Source organism: Halorubellus salinus (assembly GCF_020567525.1).
Lineage (GTDB): Archaea > Halobacteriota > Halobacteria > Halobacteriales > Natrialbaceae > Halorubellus > Halorubellus salinus.
In genome coordinates, this window is the sequence record NZ_JAJCVI010000006.1 from 15344 (window position 1) to 31155 (window position 15812).

The 15812-nt window shown below is 71.4% G+C and carries 13 protein-coding genes; 5 read left to right on the forward strand and 8 right to left on the reverse strand.

Annotated elements, in window-relative coordinates:
- Positions 1-21: 21 nt before the first annotated feature.
- Complete coding sequence (locus LI336_RS16660) at positions 22-2907, reverse strand: DEAD/DEAH box helicase (protein ID WP_227134294.1); 2886 nt, start codon at positions 2905-2907, stop codon at positions 22-24.
- Between the two features lie 266 nt (positions 2908-3173).
- On the opposite strand from LI336_RS16660, the gene LI336_RS16665 reads away from it, so the two are divergent.
- Complete coding sequence (locus LI336_RS16665; protein ID WP_227134295.1) at positions 3174-5093, forward strand: hypothetical protein; 1920 nt, start codon at positions 3174-3176, stop codon at positions 5091-5093.
- A gap of 126 nt (positions 5094-5219) precedes the next feature.
- On the opposite strand, the gene LI336_RS16670 is transcribed toward LI336_RS16665, so the two are convergent.
- The 3 genes from LI336_RS16670 to LI336_RS16680 form a co-directional block, all read right to left on the reverse strand.
- Positions 5220-5972, reverse strand: coding sequence for a metallophosphoesterase (locus LI336_RS16670; protein WP_438267302.1), 753 nt, complete (start codon positions 5970-5972; stop codon positions 5220-5222).
- 78 nt (positions 5973-6050) lie between these two features.
- Positions 6051-7742: a hypothetical protein gene (locus tag LI336_RS16675; protein ID WP_227134297.1), complete on the reverse strand. Its 1692-nt coding sequence runs from the start codon at positions 7740-7742 to the stop codon at positions 6051-6053.
- Positions 7739-9016 carry a Single-stranded DNA binding protein gene (locus LI336_RS16680; RefSeq protein WP_227134298.1) on the reverse strand — a complete coding sequence of 426 codons (1278 nt, stop codon included), beginning with the start codon at positions 9014-9016 and terminating at the stop codon, positions 7739-7741. The genes LI336_RS16675 and LI336_RS16680 overlap by 4 nt, the downstream gene beginning before the upstream one ends.
- A gap of 135 nt (positions 9017-9151) precedes the next feature.
- Between LI336_RS16680 and LI336_RS16685 the strand changes: the two genes are divergently transcribed.
- Positions 9152-9589, forward strand: coding sequence for a DUF3592 domain-containing protein (locus tag LI336_RS16685; RefSeq protein WP_227134299.1), 438 nt, complete (start codon positions 9152-9154; stop codon positions 9587-9589).
- 72 nt (positions 9590-9661) lie between these two features.
- Positions 9662-10354: a 2,5-diamino-6-(ribosylamino)-4(3H)-pyrimidinone 5'-phosphate reductase gene (locus LI336_RS16690; protein ID WP_227134300.1), complete on the forward strand. Its 693-nt coding sequence runs from the start codon at positions 9662-9664 to the stop codon at positions 10352-10354.
- Between the two features lie 50 nt (positions 10355-10404).
- Here the strand turns inward: LI336_RS16690 and LI336_RS16695 are convergent, their stop codons facing one another.
- The 4 genes from LI336_RS16695 to LI336_RS16710 all read right to left on the reverse strand — a co-directional run bounded on the left by LI336_RS16695 (position 10405) and on the right by LI336_RS16710 (position 14602).
- Positions 10405-10695 carry a DUF7545 family protein gene (locus tag LI336_RS16695; RefSeq protein ID WP_227134301.1) on the reverse strand — a complete coding sequence of 97 codons (291 nt, stop codon included), beginning with the start codon at positions 10693-10695 and terminating at the stop codon, positions 10405-10407.
- A 60-nt stretch (positions 10696-10755) separates the two neighbouring features.
- Positions 10756-12108 (reverse strand): glutaredoxin 3, encoded by a 1353-nt coding sequence (gene grxC, locus LI336_RS16700; RefSeq protein WP_227134302.1) that lies wholly within the window; start codon positions 12106-12108, stop codon positions 10756-10758.
- Between the two features lie 101 nt (positions 12109-12209).
- Complete coding sequence (locus LI336_RS16705) at positions 12210-13205, reverse strand: hypothetical protein (protein ID WP_227134303.1); 996 nt, start codon at positions 13203-13205, stop codon at positions 12210-12212.
- Positions 13151-14602 (reverse strand): TIGR00341 family protein, encoded by a 1452-nt coding sequence (locus tag LI336_RS16710; protein ID WP_227134304.1) that lies wholly within the window; start codon positions 14600-14602, stop codon positions 13151-13153. The genes LI336_RS16705 and LI336_RS16710 overlap by 55 nt, the downstream gene beginning before the upstream one ends.
- A gap of 155 nt (positions 14603-14757) precedes the next feature.
- Here LI336_RS16710 and LI336_RS16715 point away from each other — a divergent pair, with 155 nt between their 5' ends.
- Both LI336_RS16715 and LI336_RS16720 read left to right on the forward strand, forming a co-directional pair.
- Positions 14758-15042, forward strand: a complete 285-nt coding sequence (locus LI336_RS16715) for a DUF357 domain-containing protein (protein ID WP_227134305.1) — start codon at positions 14758-14760, stop codon at positions 15040-15042.
- Between the two features lie 153 nt (positions 15043-15195).
- On the forward strand, positions 15196-15636 hold the full coding sequence (locus LI336_RS16720; protein ID WP_227134306.1) for a CBS domain-containing protein: 441 nt from the start codon (positions 15196-15198) through the stop codon (positions 15634-15636).
- Positions 15637-15812 lie beyond the last annotated feature (176 nt).

Here is a 15812-nt window from a genome sequence, read left to right on the forward strand (position 1 = left end):
TTCGGCCGGGTCGATAGGGCGTCAGTCCCAGAACGAGCGCGTCCTGGCGAACTGTTTCTCCTGAGCGAGGATGTCGCGGTAGAAGTCGGTCTCGTTCTCGCGGAGTTGCCCGATGATTCGTGCGGCGTTGTGCGGGCCGACGCCGCGCGCGCTGAGTGCGACGACGGCTTGCTTGCCGTGTGACTGGACGAGGTTCGCCCTGCGGTGGGCCTTCTTCGTCAACTCGTCCTGCTCGTCGTCCTTCTCGCTCGCGCGAACCGCGGGGACGGTCTCGTCGTCCCACGGGCTCAGGGCGGCGATGCGCGTCGACCCGCACTCGGCGCACTCGGGCTGGTCGCGGACTCGGCGGACCTTCGTCTGCTTCTTGTACTCGCCGCAGTGCACGCACAGCAGGACGACGCGGTCGTCCTGGAGGCGGTCCTTGACGGTCTGGACGACGCTCGCGTCGGCGTTCTCGGGCGCGAGCAGTTCCTTCCCCGAGGAGTGCCCGGCCGACCCGATGGGCGTGCGTTCGCCGACCGTCTCGACCGCGAGGTCGCCCGACTGGATGCGCTCGAGCACTCGCCCGGCGTGGTCGACCGCGAGGTCCTCGTGGAACACCTCGCGGACGGCCTCGTCGTACACCGGCGTGTCCTCGAGCGCGGCGACGAGGTACTGCGGGCTGACGTCCGTCGACCCCTCCCACGTCCGGAGTGCGCCGAACTTCGCCGCGACCTGACTGAGCCGGAACTTCAGCGCGTCCGAGCGCTTCAGGGAGAGTTCGATGATGGCCTCGACGTGCCCCGGGTCGGTCGACTCCAGGACGTCGATTACCGCTGGCGTCCCGAGGCCGCTCGGGAGCTCCAGTTCGATGCGGTAGGGGTCGGTCTCGAGCGCGACCGACGACCCCGTGCGCTGGCCGAGCAGCGAGGAGAGGACGCGCCCGAGCGTCGCGTTCGCCTTGTGCCCGAGGGCGGCGTTCACGACGACGGTGCGGCCGTGCTGTTCGACCACCAGGCAGTCGCCGGTCGGCATCGGCGCGCCCGTCTCCGCGTGGCGTTCGAGCTGGTCGAGCGCGCTCGCCATCGTCGCCTCGTCGACGGGGTACCGGCCGGCGAACTCGGTCGCGACCGACGCGCGTGGCGCGCCCCGCTCGAACTGTGGGCCGGCGACCGCGCGCATCTCGCCGACCTCGCCCGCCACGCCCGGTGGGACCGGAATCTCGGAGCCCGTCCACGACGGCACCTCGCCGGCGGGGTCCTCGATGGGGGCGACGTTCACCTCGCCGTCGTCGTCGTCCACCTCGACGATCCGCCACATCTCGCCGCGCTGCACGAACACCTCCCCGGGCTGGGCGAAGTTCACGACGAACCGCTCGTCGAGCGTCCCGACCTGCCGGCCGGAGGCGACGTCGTTCACGTCGTACGTCTCCTCGTCGGGGATCATCGAGAGGTTCTGGTAGACGTAGCCGCGCGTCCCGCCCGCGGTCTCGATGCGGTCCGCGCCCTCGTCGAGCCACACGACGCGGTTCGAGTGCAGTTCCTCGACGACCGCGCGGAACGCGTCCTCCGACAGGTCCCTGAACGGGTACGCGCTCGTGACGAGCTCGTAGGCCGCCCGCGCCGAGACGCCGTCTTGCTCCTCGCCGACCGTGCTCGGGCCGTACGCGGCGTCGGCGCCGCCGTCGGCGTGGTCGCCGTCCATGGCGAGCCCCGGGAGCTGGTTCGCGACGACGTCGAGACTCCCCTCGTGGATGCCCGCGGGTTCGACCTCGCCGTCCTTCGCGCGTCGGGCGATGGCGGCGGCCTCGAACGTGTCGTCCTCGCGCGTCGTGACGACCGTCCCCTTCGAGACCTGGTCGCTGCGGTGGCCGGCGCGCCCGACGCGCTGGAGGAGTCGCGTGACCTGGCGCGGGCTCTGGTACTGGACGACGTGGTCGACGCGGCCGACGTCGATGCCGAGCTCCATCGAGGACGTACAGAGGAGGCCGTCGAGCTCGCCGGCCTTGAACGCGTCCTCGACCTCGATGCGGGCGTCCTTCGAGAGGCTGCCGTGGTGGACGCCGATGGGGAGGTCGAGTTCCGTGAACCGCGAGCCCAGTGCCTCCGCGGTCTGGCGCGTGTTGACGAAGACGAGCGTCGATTCGTTCGCGGCGACGAGGTCGCGGATGGCGCGCACGTGGCTCGCGACGCGCTCGGTCGTCGCGAGCTTCCCGGCGAGGGTCGCGTCCTCGTCGGTTATCTCGGGCTCGTGGACGCGGAGGTCGAGCTGGGAGCCGACGTCGACCTCGCGGACCGCACACGGCCGATTCCCCGTCAAGAAGGCGCCGACAGTCTCGGGGTCGCCGACGGTCGCCGACAGCCCGATGCGCTGGAAGTCACCGGCGAGTGCGCGAAGGCGCTCCATCGCGATGGCGAGCTGGGCGCCGCGCTTGGACGCGGCGAGTTCGTGGACCTCGTCGACGACGACGTGCTCGAGGTCCGCGAGCGCCTCGCGGAGCCGCGAGCCCGTGAGCATCGCCTGCACGGTCTCGGGCGTCGTCACGAGGACGTCGGGCGGGTCGGTCGCCTGCTTGCGGCGCTGGTAGTCCGTGGTGTCGCCGTGGCGGACGTCGACGTCAAGGTCGAGGTACTCGCCCCACCACTCCAGGCGGTCGCGCATGTCGCGGTTCAGCGCCCGCAGCGGCGTGACGTAGAGCGCGCGGATGCCGTGGGCGTCCTCGCCGGCGAGCGCGTCGAACACCGGGAGCATCGCGGTCTCGGTCTTCCCGGTCCCCGTGGGCGCGACGACGAGTGCGTGCTCGCCGGCGGCGATGGGTGGGATGGCGCGACGCTGCGTCGCCGTCGGCTCCGCGAACCCGCGCTCGGCGAGGGCGTCACGGACCGGCTCGCCGAGCACGCCGAACGCCGTCTCGCCGCGTGCTGTCATCGACGGGTCTAACGACGCCGCGAGCATAAGCGCCGCGCTGACGGGGACGTTCAGGGAGGGCTTGAACCTCGACGACGGCCGACGAGACGACTTCAAGGGGACGTTACCGCCGCGTTGGCACGTGGTTTCGAGCTGGTCGTGACGTTGCCAGCAACCCGCCATTAGCGTTCATGCTTTCGACCCTACCAGATAACCATTGGTTTCAACCACCGCTTGTACTCAACCGAGCGGCAATCCTATACCGGTGTACCCCCGAATGAGTATTCATGCACGCGTCAGCCGGCTGGTACGGTGACCACACGGTCGACGCCACCAGTGACGGGGTGACCGTCCGGAAGGGACTGGACCTCGACACGCTCGCGCTGCCGGCACTGAAGTTCGAGATCCGGAGCGACAGGGACGACCCGGTCGGCGTCCGCGTCGTCGACCACCTCCCGGCGGCGGTCGACCCGGACCGCGTCGGCGTCCACGCTGACTTCGGCGCCGACCAGTGGACCGCGTTCGAGGACGGCCGCGTGACGTTCACCACGCGACTGGACCCGGAACGACCGGTCGTGACGTTGTACGGTATCTGGATCGACGACCCGAGTCGCGTCCACGAGCTCCTGAAGGGCCCGGACGTGAAGGTCGCGAGCGACCCCGACGCGCCCTCCCTGGACCCGGTCGGCGACGAGGTTCGCTTGCCGACCGTGGACGATTCGCTGCGGAGCGTCGGCCCGAGCGCGCTGGCGGACCTTCGCGCCGACGTCGAGGAGGCGCTGACCGCGGCGCGAGCGGAGCCCGCGGAACCGGCGACGGCGCTCCCGGCACCGGACGGGGCGGACGTCGACGCGGACGTCGCGGAGCCATCGGGGACGATGGGCGACCACGCGTGGGCGTACCCCGTCCAGCGACGCGGAACGGGCCGCGTCGCCGCGCCGACGCACGCGGACCTCGACGACCTCCTCGACCACGACTCGGACGACGAGGACGGCGACGAGAGGGACGACGAAGGCGGTCGTGGTGCGGAGCGCGTCGGCGAGAACCACGTCTACCTCCGTGCGGCACTCGCCGACACGCATCACGGCGGCGGCGGCGCACTCCTCCTCCAGGAGCTCGCGAACGCCTTCCACGTGGTCGCGCGACGCATCACGGGCGACGCGAAGCGCGCGACCGTCGACGCGGTCATCGAGACGCCACTCGGCGCCGACGCGGTACTGAACGCGCTCACGGACCGCGAGCAGGTGACTGACGCGCTCGTGTCGCCGCTCGTCGGCGACCCCGAGGACGCGACCGGTATCGACGCCGAACCCGACGAGGACACCGAGGCTGCGGCCCGCGAGGGCACCGAGGAGGTGTCCATCGAGCCGGACGAGGAGGACGTCGAGGTCGTCCTCAACGCGGACGGTGAACGGTTCTCGGAGCTCCAGGCGGAGTTCGAGCAGGAGACCGACACGGACGCCCTGGAGGACGAACTCCGGGACCTGGAGCTGCCGGGCGTGGATACGAGCGAGGAGCCGAGCATCGACGAGCTCGTCGCGGGCGGCGACGCGTTCGACGCGGACGACGACGCCGACGAGTTCGTCCCTGCGAGCGTCGACGGCGACGACGACGCGTTCTCGTTCGACGACCCAGCTGGAGCGGACGCGACGGAACTCGACTTCGCCGCCGACAGCGCGTTCGACGCCGAGGACGTCGCCGCCGACGACCCACAGGACGCCCTCCAGTTCGACGACGCCGACGACGGGACCGCCGGCGAGGTGACCGCGGAGGATGACGCGGCGACCGCTGACGGCGCGAACGTCGACGCGGACGACGCCGATCCGTCGGCGGTACCGGCGTTCGAGTTCGCCACCGACGAGGACGAGGACCCGGTAGCGGCCGACGCGGACGCAAGCGAGGACGAGGACCCGGCAGCCGCCGCCACCGCGGACAGCGACCCGGCAGTCGGCGACGCCGCCGCGAACAGCGACCCGGCAGTCGCCGATCCCGAGGCGGTCGGAGAGATGGTCGAGGTCCCAGCACGCGAGCTCGCGGCGCTCCGTACCGAGATGCGCGAACTCCGGGACCGCGTCGCCACCCTCGAATCCGACCTTGCGGCGGTCCGCTCGGACCTCGCACGCGAACGCGCCGTCGACTCCAAGCCGACCGTCGGCGACGGCGCCGAGTCCCTCGAACCCATCGACGGCGTCGAGGACGACGACTGACACCAGGCGGACTTCGACCAAGCCAGCTCCGACCGTCCGCCGTTCACTCCTCGAGAGACGCGTCGCTTCGAGCCGCGACTCTCTCGGCCTCGGGAAGCGGTCGAGACCGGGGTCGGTGGGCGTCCGTCAGATGCGGTCGTAGCGACCGAGGCGCGTGCCGTCGAGGAGGTACGCCTGGCCGTCGCGGAGGCCGTCGGGGAGGAACGGCGCGAGGAACCCGCGGCCGTCGACGTTCGTCCACGTGCCGCCCGCGCGGTCGTTGAACGCGGGGAAGACGACGAGGTCACCCGCCGCGTCCGCGTCCGGGAGCTCGTCGGCGTCGTACTGCGCGGCGAACGCCCCTGGGTCGAGCCCGCCGCGGAGCCACACGCGCTCGACGCGACTCCCACCGACCTCGTCGGTGAGTCGGACCTGCGGGTGCTCGTGGCCGACGCAGACGACGTCGGCGCGGAGGACCTCGGGCGCAGGCCACGTGTGGCCGTGCGCGAACCCGACGTCGCCGATGCGGACGCCGGCGGCGTCGGTGACGTCGACCGCCGCCCACTCCTCGAGGTCGCCGTCGTGATTCCCCTTGACGACCGTCACCGGCACCGAGAGGGACTCGACGAGCACCTCTATCTCGCCGCGTTCCGCGCCACCGGGGCCGCCGATGGAGTGCATGAAGTCGCCGACGACGACGAGTTCCGTCGCACCGGTCTCCGCGAGGAGTGCCTGCAAGCGCTCGCGTCGCTCGTCGGCGTTCGAGTCGAGGTTCACGCCGCGCTCGTAGCGGAGTGCGGACTCGATGCCCGCGTGGAAGTCAGCGATGGCGAGCAGTCGCCGGCCGTCGGCGTCCACGACCGCAGCCGGCGCGTCCGGGACGGGCTCGACCGCGGTCACCGGCGACGACGCTGGCGAGTCCGCGCGCGCAGCGTCGGCCGCCCGCTCCGGGTCGTCGGCCGCGTCGCGGTCCATCCCTCAGATGGGTTTCAGGACGTCGTCCTCGGGCTCGTAGCACTGCCCGCCCATCAGCGCGTCCTGTATCGCGTCCTCGACGGTCTCGGCGTCCGCGCCGGTCTCGTCGACGACGTGCTCGCTGAGGGCGTCCCGGTCGACGCCGTCGCCGTCGTCCATCTCCCGCATCGCGTCGAGGAGGAACGCGTCCACGTCGACGTCCTCCGCGGGCTCGTCGGCCGTCTCGTCCGCGTCGGCGCCCGCGTCTTCCGCGGCCGCTGGCTCGTCGTCGGACGCGTCGTCGGCCGCCGGCTCGGCGTCGCCAGCGCTCTCGGCCGCCGGCTCGGCGTCACCGGCTGCGGCGTCCGGGTCGGGCTCGGGCGCGTCCAGCTCGCTCTCCTCGGGCTCGGGGACGTCGTTCCCCGACGAGAACTCCGTCCCGTACTCCTCCTCGATCTCCTGGCGTTCCTCCTCGTCGAACTCGTACATCTGGTCGCTCGTCGAGTCCGAGTCGCCACCGAGCGACCCCGGCTCGAAGTCGCCGACGCCGTCCTCGTCCGCGTCCGCGTCTGCATCGGCGTCCGCGGCTGCCGCGTCCCCAGCGGCGTCGGTCGCGTCCACGTCGTCCGCCTCGACCGCGTCGTCGGTATCGGCGTCATCCATGGCTTCCGCCTCGTCGACGTCGTCCGTCGCGTCCGCGTCGCCGGATGCAGTCGCATCGGCAGGCGCGTCCGACTCGACGGCCGCGTCCGCTTCAGTCGCCGACTCCGCGTCCACCGATTCCTCGGCTTCGGTCGCCGGCTCCGCGTCCGCCGATTCCTCGGCTTCGGTCGCCGGTTCCGCGGTCGCGTCGGCGTCGGCCGCTTCGCCGGCGCTCGGCGCGGCGGTCGCGTCCGTCGGCTCGGGTGCGGCGTCGTCCTCCGTCGGCGTCGCGGTGTCGGCAGCGGCCGGCTGGTCCGGGCGCGTGGTCGCCGCCGCGGTGGTGTCGCCGAGGTCGCCGGCGAGGTCCGCGTACGAGTGCGTGCCGTCGCCCGCGTCGCTCGGTGACCGGTCGTAGGCTTCGACCTCGTCGCGGTCGCCAGCGACGACCTCGGCCGCGTCCACCGCGAGTTCGCGGACGCCAGCGAGGTACGCGGGCGTCGTCCCGTACCCCTCGAGTGCGAGCGCCGCACCCGACGCCGTCGGCGCCGCGACGCCACGGCCCTCAAGCGCCTGCTGGAGGTCGTCACCGGACGCGTCCAGGGTCGCGGCCGCGGCGAGCGTCCCGACGCGCTCGACGGTGTGTTCTGCGGTCCGGACGACCCAGCGGTCCCGGGTCGCCGCGTCGACCGTGGTGATGCTCTCAGGGCGGATGCTCGTGAACACGCGATCCGAATCCTCCGGCTGGAACGTGCGAGCCTTCCCCGTCACCGCGACGAACGCCGGCGGGTCCAGGCGCTCCAGGGCCGCCATCTCGTCGGGCTGGTACTGGCCGGCGTAGACGACGAACGCGCCCGTCGGGTCGACGATGCGCGCCCGCAGCACGTCGTCGTTCACGTCCTCTATCTCCGTGAGGACGCCGACGACGAACAGCCGGTTCGCGCGAGCGCCAGTCGGCGTGACGACGTAGTTCGGCGCGCGCTCCTCGTCGGACTCCTGGTAGTCGACGGTCGCGTCGTCGAACTCCGCCGCGAACACGCGGTACGCGGTCTCGCGGTTCCCCGGAAGGTCCGTCATGCGTCCACCTCCGCGAGGAAGGCCCGCGCACGGTCAGCCGGGTCGTCCTCGACGCGCTCGAACGTGCTCGCGTCGAGGTTCCCGCCGTACTCGTCGACCGACAGGTGCCCGCGCACGCGGAACTCCGGCCCGACGATCTCCTCGCGGATGCTGTCCGCGACGACCTCCTGGTCCATCGCCTCGCGGGCCTGCTCCTTTGCCTCCTCGAGGGTCCCGCCGTAGACGCGCTCGCTGAGGTCGCGGTCGAGCACCACGGTCGTCGTCGCCGTGCCGTCGTCGAGGATGGCCTTCACGCGCATGTCGTCCTCCGCGTCGACCTCGCCGTGACTCCGGCACTGGCCGTTCTGCGCGACGCGATTGCACTCGGGGCACCGCTGGATGAGCCCGGAGCCGTCCCGGACGTCGATGACGTTCCCCGAGAGCTCGACGTCGTAGACGCCGCCGCCGACGACCGCGTCGAAGATGCTGTCGGCCGCGACCGCGTCACCGACCTCGATGTCGCGCTCGAGTTCCGTGACCGTCGAGAACTCGCTGACGTTCAGTTCGGGGACGCCGCGGTACTCGCGGACGTACGCGTCCTCGACGCGGACGTTCCCGCCGTTCTCGATGACGGCGTTCGCCGTCCAGTCAGTGAACGGCAGTCGGCCGGTCTCGTCGGCGAGCACGCCACTGAGGATGTCCGTCTCGCCGTCGCGACCGTCGATGGTGCGACGCTCGACCTCCTCGATGGTGACCTCCACCGTGCGCGCTCGGTCGCCAGCCTGCAGGTCGCGGACGGTCCGCTCCCCGCCGACGTCGTACGGCACCTCGAGTGGGTCCTCGAGCTTGCTGACGCTCGTCGACTCGCCGAGGTTCAACTCCGGCTGGCCGTCCCACTCGCGGACGCCCGCGTTCCCGACCTGGAGCGTGTCACCGGTCTCCAGGCCGAAGTCGTTCCACGCGGTGAAGTCGATGGTGCCCGTGGCGTCGGCGAGTTCGCCCTCGTAGATGGTCTGGTCCTCGCCCTGGTAGCGGATGGAGCGCGGGCCGACCATCAGGACGCGACCCGTGAGCGTGACGTTCCCGCTGTCGGTCGTCACGTCCGCGACGTCCATCGTCGTCGGCGACGAACTCCCACTGCCGCTCGAGCCGTCGCCGTACTTCCGGCGGAGGCTCTGCACGGCTTCGTCCATCGGCACGCTGTACGACACCAGGTTCTCGAGGTCCTCTTTGACCTCCTGTTTGTCGACACCGAGGTCGGAGGCGAGCTCCTCGGCGCGGTCGTCGAGACTCATGGACGCGCTTTCGCCCTATCGGCTTATAAAACGTTCGCGGGGTGGCGGGCGAGCACGGCCGCGCGAGCGTCGCGGGTCCGCGCCGTCGCCGCGAGCGCCGAAATCACTAACATCCCGTTCGCCGACGTGGCGAGCATGGTCGGAACCGTCGCCGGGTTGTCGATCGGGGTTGGCGTCGTCCTCGTCGCCGCGGCCGCCTCCATCTGGAACCGCGTCCTCCGCGGGGAGCCCGGGGACGTCGACGCCACCGTCACGGACGCGGCGGTCGTCGACGCCGTCAACCCCGGCGCCGACCGTGGGCTCTCGGTCACCTACAGCTACCGCTACGACGACGACCGCTACGAGGCCGACGCCGTCGTCCACCCGCCGTCGCTCGCCGACGGCGAAGGAACCCCGCAGGTGCCCAGGGCGTACCGCGAGGGCGCGACCGTCCGCGTCGACGTCCCGCCCGGACATCCCAGCGAGGCGACCCTCCCGGACCCGGGCCTCCGCGCGACGTACCGCGTCGCGGTCCCCGGCATCGTCGCCACCGGAGTCACCGCGATCGCCGTCGGCGTCTGGCTCGCGCTCTGACCGCTCGCCGTCGAGGGCTCGACCGTCCGACGCACCGAAACCCTCCTACCGCCCGCGTTCGAAGCCGACCGCATGCACGTGGTGGTGAACGCGGCGACGAGCGTGGACGGGAAGCTCTCCAGTCGGGAGCGACGGCAGGTCGCCATCAGCGGGGACGACGACTTCGACCGCGTGGACGCGCTACGCGCGGACAGCGACGCCGTGCTGGTCGGCGTCGGCACCGTGCTCGCGGACGACCCGAGCCTCACCGTCAAGCGCGACGAGCGCGTCGCCGCCCGTGAGAGTCGCGGGGAGTCACCGCAACCGGTACGGGTCGTCGTGGACTCGCGCGCCAGGACGCCACCGGACGCCGCGGTCGTCGACGACCGCGCGCAGACGTACGTCCTCGCCAGCGCCGAGGCGCCCGGCGACCGTCGCGCGCGCCTCACCAGCGACACCACCGAGGTCGTGGTCGTGGACGCCGACGACGACGGCCGCGTCGACCTCGCCGCCGGCCTCGCCGCGCTCGACGGCCGCGGCGTCGACTCCGTGATGGTCGAGGGCGGTGGGGAACTCATCTTCTCGCTGTTCGCCGCCGACCTCGTCGACGAACTCTCCGTGTACGTCGGCTCCATGGTCGTCGGCGGCCGGGACGCGCCGACGCTCGCCGACGGCGACGGCTTCACCACCCCCGACTTCGTCGACCTCGACCTCCGCGACGTCACCCGCGTCGACGACGGCGTCCTCCTCGCCTACGACGTGACCGGCGGGTCGAGCGAACGCTAGCGCGGTCGCTCGCGGTCGCGGAAGAAACGAGAGGAAGCGTTCGGTCCGTGTCAGTGCTGGTGGCCGGTCGCCTCGCCGAACGTCACGCCGAAGCGCTCCTCGAAGAGCGCCATCGTCTCTTGCTCGATCGCGTCGAGCTCGGGGTCGTCGCCCTCGCCGTGATGGACGAGGTGGTGCGCGCGGGACGCGAACGAGAGGAGCGTGATGTCGCCGACGACCTCCGCCGGGGACTGGCCCTGTTCGGCGAGCACGTCGACGAGCCCCGCCGGGAGCTCGACCTCGTCCGCGTCGCCATCTGCTTCGATACTGATCGTGATGGTCTCGACGTCGTCGTCTGCCATACCACCCGAGAGGTGGAGGAAGGTGAAAACCCCTGTGGGTTGGGTGCTGGTCTCGAACCCTCAGTCGTCGGCCTGCGCGGAGGCGTCGCCCTCCGCGCCCGCCTTCGTGCGCGCTCGCTTGAGGTCGTCGAGGAACTCGTCGCTGTCGAGCGCGGCCTTCACGCCCATCCCCGCGGCCGTCACCGCTTGCTGGTAGTGGTAGTCGACGACGTCGCCCGCACCGTAGATGCCGGGGACGCCCGTCGCGGTCTGCCCGCCGCCTTTCCCGTCGGCCGTGACGAGGTAGCCGTCAGCGTCAGTCTCCACGCCCGTCCCCTCGAGGTAGTCCGTGTTCGGCGTGTGCCCGATCGCGTAGAACACCGCGCCGACGTCCATGTCGTACTCTTCGACGGAGTCGTCGCCGGCTTCGAACTTCTCCTTCGGGTGGCCGTCGGGGTGCGAGACGAGCGTCACGTCCTCGACGCCGTCCGCCTGGCTCCCGTGGATCTCCGTGAGTTCGGTGTTCTTCAGGATCTCGATCTCGCCCTCGTCGACCTTGTCCATGACGCGGTCGATCCAGATGTCCTCCGCGCGGAATTCCTCGCGGCGATGCGCGACGTAGACCTTGTTCGCGAACTTCGTGAGGAAGTTCGCCTCCTCCATCGCCGCGTCGCCGCCGCCGACGACGAGCATGTCCTCGCCGCGGAAGAACGCGCCGTCGCACGTCGCGCACGTCGACAGCCCGTACCCCATCAGCTCGTCCTCGCCGGGGACGCCGAGCGTCCGCGCGGACGCGCCGCTCGCCGCGATGACGACGTCGGCCGTGTAGCAGTCGCCGTTCGACATGACGACGCGGTGGGGCGTGCCGTTCTCGGGGTCGCCCGCGACGACGTCCTCGATGATGCCGTTCTTCGTGTCGGCACCGAACTTCGTCGCCTGCTCTTTCATGTTGTTGATGAGGTCCGGCCCGGAGATGCCCTCGGGGAACCCAGGGTAGTTCTCGACGTCGGTCGTCAACGTGAGCTGGCCGCCGGGTTCGTCGCCCTCGATGACGAGCGGGTCGTTGTTCGACCGCGCCGCGTAGATCGCGGCGGAGAGACCCGCGATGCCCGTGCCGGCGATCACCATCTGGCGGTGCTCGACGACGTCCTCGCCGCCGTCGGCGCACGCGATACCGAGCTTCTCGTCGAGTTTCCCTTCCTGGTCGAGGGCGCTCGTGTCGTCCCAGCCGCCGATGAGTTCGTCGTCGATGAACACCTCGGGCGCGGTCTGGCGGCCGTTCGCTCGCTCGACCATCTCCTCGAAGGCGTCCTCGTCGCCGGTGACGTTGATCTCCTCGTACTCGACGCCCTTCTCGTCGAGCAGCGCCTTCGCTTTGTCGCAGTACCCACAGTTCTCCTTCGTGTAGACCTCCACGTGAGGCGAGTCTGTCATGTATTGCTCAGTACTCGCCGAACTACTTTACCGGTTGTGCTATCCTGTACGGTCTCCGCAATCCCGGCAAGGCAACGCGTGCCACAGCAGGCCGGGGCGTGTCACGGCAGGCCGCCCGCGAGCAGGTAGCGGACGCCCGCGGCGACGAGCGCCGCGCCGCTCAGGACGAGGACGGGGAACGAGGCGACGGGGTCCTCGCGGGTCTGCCACGCCGCCCACGCGACGGGCGCGAGCAGGCCGACGCCGATGGCGACGTCCGAGAGGTGGTAGACGGCGGTCGCGACGTCCGGCAGGAGGTACATCGAGAACGTCCCCGCGACGACGGGCCCGCCGACTGCGACCGCGGCGGCGTTCGCGAGGTCGTCGCGCGCCACCCAGCTCGCGAGCGCGAGCCCGACGAACCCGAACGCGGTCGACGCCGCGAGCAGCTCGAACGCCGACGGCCACGCCGGCCGCTCCCCGTAGCAGTCGTTCCCGTCGACGCCCTCGTGCATGACGCCCGTGTACTGCCAGTTCGACGTGTACGCGAGCACGGTCCCGTCCCGCGCGAGCACGTAGTTCCGGTCCCCGCCGGATTCGGCGGTGACGTACTCGGCGTCCACCGCGTCGCCGTACTGCTCGTCCTCCCAGTCGATGGCGTGGTCGGGGGCGGCGTCGAGGCCCGGGTCGCCCTCGTCGCGCACGACCCGCGCCGAGCTTACGTCTCCTGTAAACCTCCCTGCGCGGTCGTACTTGTACGCGCGGTCCTCGCTCGTGACGACCCAGAACCCGTCGCCCTCGGGTAATGCGGGCGTCAGCGATAGCGCGCGGACGACGTCGTCGTCGCCGGTCGCGTTCGCGGGCAGTTCGAGTTCGAGGCGCGCGAGCCGCCGCCAGTCGTCGGCGTACCGCGTCACGACGACGGTGTCGCCGTCGCGGAGCTCGCCGCCCTGGAGGACGAGCCACTGGCCCTGCGCGTTCCGGTCGAGGTCCGCGCCCTGCGCGCCACCGCACCCGTACCCGAGCATCCCGGGCGCCGACAGCGGGACCGCGGCCACGAGGCTCACGACCGCGAGGCCGGCGAGGAGGAGTGTGAGGCGCGGATTCGGGGGACGCATACACGACGGTCGTGACTCGCCGCCCGCGTAAGCCTTGTCCCGGGCCGACGCTCGGGAGCCTGGCTCTGCAGGGCTCGGTCCGGTCGTCCAGAGTCGACCGCCCACAGTCGCGGCCCGGCGTCCAGTCGCTCGCTCTCGGCCTGCTCGACGTACTCGACGGTGACCGCGACGGGGACCGCGGTGCTGTCGGCGACCGCGCGCCGTACTGCGTCGGCCAGCGCCGGATAGGGGACGTCCGCCGGGCGACTGACGACGACCGTCACCGGCTGTTCGCCCGTGAGTTCGGTCGCCGGCGAGAACCCGACGCGCACCGAGACGAGCCCGAGTTCGTCGTACGCGTCGCGGTCGAGGACGTCACCGACCGCGTCGTTCACCGCGTTCTCGACCGTCGCGTGCCTGGCCGTCGACGCGCCGAGGACGGCGAACGAGACGACGAGGACGACGAGGACCGCGGGCACCACGGGGTCGCTCGCGAGGCTATCGCGGACGCTCCCCTCCGGCCGGTACCCGAGGAACGCGAACGTCCCGAGCGCGGCGAGGTTGATCGCGATGGCGTTCGCGGCGAGGAGGACGAACGCGCCGACCGCGACCAGCGGGAACCCCCACGCGACGCCGACGCCGGTCGCCGCCGCGGCCGGGATGAGCGCGGCCGCGATCATGACGCCGACGAGCGACACCGGGACCGCGGTCGCGAGCCCGAACGCCCCCGCGGCGCCCGCGCAGAGCCCGACCGCGATGGAGAGGAACCCCGGCGAGATCCGCGAGGCAATCTGCGCGACGGTGTCGACGTTCAGCGACGGCGGGACGAACGCGGCGGTCTTCAGCGCCAGACCGAACGCGGTCGCCGTGGCGATGGCGAGCGCGAGCCCGAGCACCTGCGAGCGCAGCCCCGAGAGCAGGAGTCGTCGGTCGCCGATGGCCGCGCCGACGCTCGCCGCCATCGCCGACCCGACCTGGGGTGCGATGACCATCGACCCGACGACGATGGCGGGCGAGTCGAGCAGCAGGCCAGCGGTCGCGACGACCGCGGACAGGAGCGTCATCGCGTAGTACGTCCGCGCGTTCGGCGTCATCGCGACCGCCTTCGACCGGATCTCCGTGGTCGCTATCGCGTCGCCTTCCTCCTGTTCGGCGACGAACCGCCGTTCGAGGTCGTCGTAGTGCGTCGTCTCGACGGTCTCTGCGCCGAGGACGACGACGTACTCGTCGTCGACGCCCGCGTCCCGCAGTTCGCCGAGCACGAAGTCGACGCCCTCGGCTGGGATCGGGAACTCGACGAGCGACCGGTCGGTGTCCTCGTCCTGTGCGACCACGACGTGGTCGACGCCTTCCTCGTCGAGAACGCTCCGGACGTCCGAGGCGCGGTCCTCCGGCACCAGGACGCGGACGACGCGCATACCGCCCTCGACGACGCCACCACACAAAGGACCGGGCGGAACCGACACAACGTCGTCACAAATCGGGAACAACCCCCGTGGTCGATCCGGCGAGGGTCGATACACGACCCGCCGTAGACGACGCGCTTACGTCGAACGCGCCCGAGGCTCGGGGTATGCCCGCGGACCTCCACGAGAAGACCGACCGCTACCACGACCTGCTCGCCGAGGCCGTCGACGAGGTGGCGGTGTGTGCGCCAGAGGACACCCCGATGGGCGAGGCCGCCCTGGAGTGCCTCGAGATGGCGGTGTCGTACCTCGAGGACGGCGAGCACTTCCGCGCGAACGACGACCCCGTGAACGCGCTCGCCGCGTTCTCCTACGGGCACGCGTGGCTCGACGCCGGCGCGCGCGTCGGCCTGTTCGACGTCCCCCGCGAGGGCCACCTGTTCACGCAGTGACCGGCGTCGAGATCGTTCGACCGAACGCGGGACGAGCCACGACCGACCATGCGGTCGGTTTCGTGGAGGAATGAGGGAGCCCTCGGAGGCGTTCTAGGGCCTTAGTGGTGATTGTACGGTAGCCCTAAGTGATGCGAGTCATTGTCTCGCACGATGATAGACGTTCCAGTGGTGGAGGCGATGGACGACCGCACGCCCGTCGTCGCGTCCGACCAATCGATGCGCGACGCCGCCGAGTTGCTCCGGCACCCGGCCGTTCCCGCGCTCGTCGTCCGCGACGACCCGGACGCCGTCACGGGCATCCTCACCGAATCGGACGTCGTCGCGGCCGTCGCCGAAGGCGCCGTCGACCGGACCGTGGCGTCGTGCATGTCCACACCGGTCGTGACGATCACGCCGAGCACGCCCGTCGGCCTCGCCGCCGACCGCATGCGGAAGGCCGGCGTCACGCTGCTCCCGGTCGTCGCGGACGACGAGTACCTCGGGCTCGTCTCGCGCGACACGCTCGCGCCGCACGTCGCGCGACACCGGCTCGACATCGACTGGGACGCCGACCCGCTCCGCGTCGACCCGGACGCCGCCGACGCGCCCTGAGACGGCCACGTTCGCGCCTCGAGTCCACCACTCGCGAGGGCCCGCTCGTTCACGCACTGAGAGCGACGTATGCGGTCATTTCCAGGCGATTTGGCGACGGCTACTGACGGCTGCGCGCACGGGCGACGAGAACGAGTCGACTAACTATACTCGCGGCGCGCGACGAGTGACACCAG

Coding starts and splice junctions, on each gene's coding strand:
- LI336_RS16690 (WP_227134300.1), top strand. CDS start 9,662: ATGCACGTGGTGGTGAACGCGGCGACGAGCGTGGACGGGAAGCTCTCC.
- LI336_RS16720 (WP_227134306.1), top strand. CDS start 15,196: ATGATAGACGTTCCAGTGGTGGAGGCGATGGACGACCGCACGCCCGTC.
- LI336_RS16710 (WP_227134304.1), bottom strand. CDS start 14,602: ATGCGCGTCGTCCGCGTCCTGGTGCCGGAGGACCGCGCCTCGGACGTC.
- grxC (WP_227134302.1), bottom strand. CDS start 12,108: ATGACAGACTCGCCTCACGTGGAGGTCTACACGAAGGAGAACTGTGGG.
- LI336_RS16695 (WP_227134301.1), bottom strand. CDS start 10,695: ATGGCAGACGACGACGTCGAGACCATCACGATCAGTATCGAAGCAGAT.
- LI336_RS16665 (WP_227134295.1), top strand. CDS start 3,174: ATGCACGCGTCAGCCGGCTGGTACGGTGACCACACGGTCGACGCCACC.
- LI336_RS16705 (WP_227134303.1), bottom strand. CDS start 13,205: ATGCGTCCCCCGAATCCGCGCCTCACACTCCTCCTCGCCGGCCTCGCG.
- LI336_RS16715 (WP_227134305.1), top strand. CDS start 14,758: ATGCCCGCGGACCTCCACGAGAAGACCGACCGCTACCACGACCTGCTC.
- LI336_RS16685 (WP_227134299.1), top strand. CDS start 9,152: ATGGTCGGAACCGTCGCCGGGTTGTCGATCGGGGTTGGCGTCGTCCTC.
- LI336_RS16675 (WP_227134297.1), bottom strand. CDS start 7,742: ATGACGGACCTTCCGGGGAACCGCGAGACCGCGTACCGCGTGTTCGCG.
- LI336_RS16660 (WP_227134294.1), bottom strand. CDS start 2,907: ATGACAGCACGCGGCGAGACGGCGTTCGGCGTGCTCGGCGAGCCGGTC.
- LI336_RS16680 (WP_227134298.1), bottom strand. CDS start 9,016: ATGAGTCTCGACGACCGCGCCGAGGAGCTCGCCTCCGACCTCGGTGTC.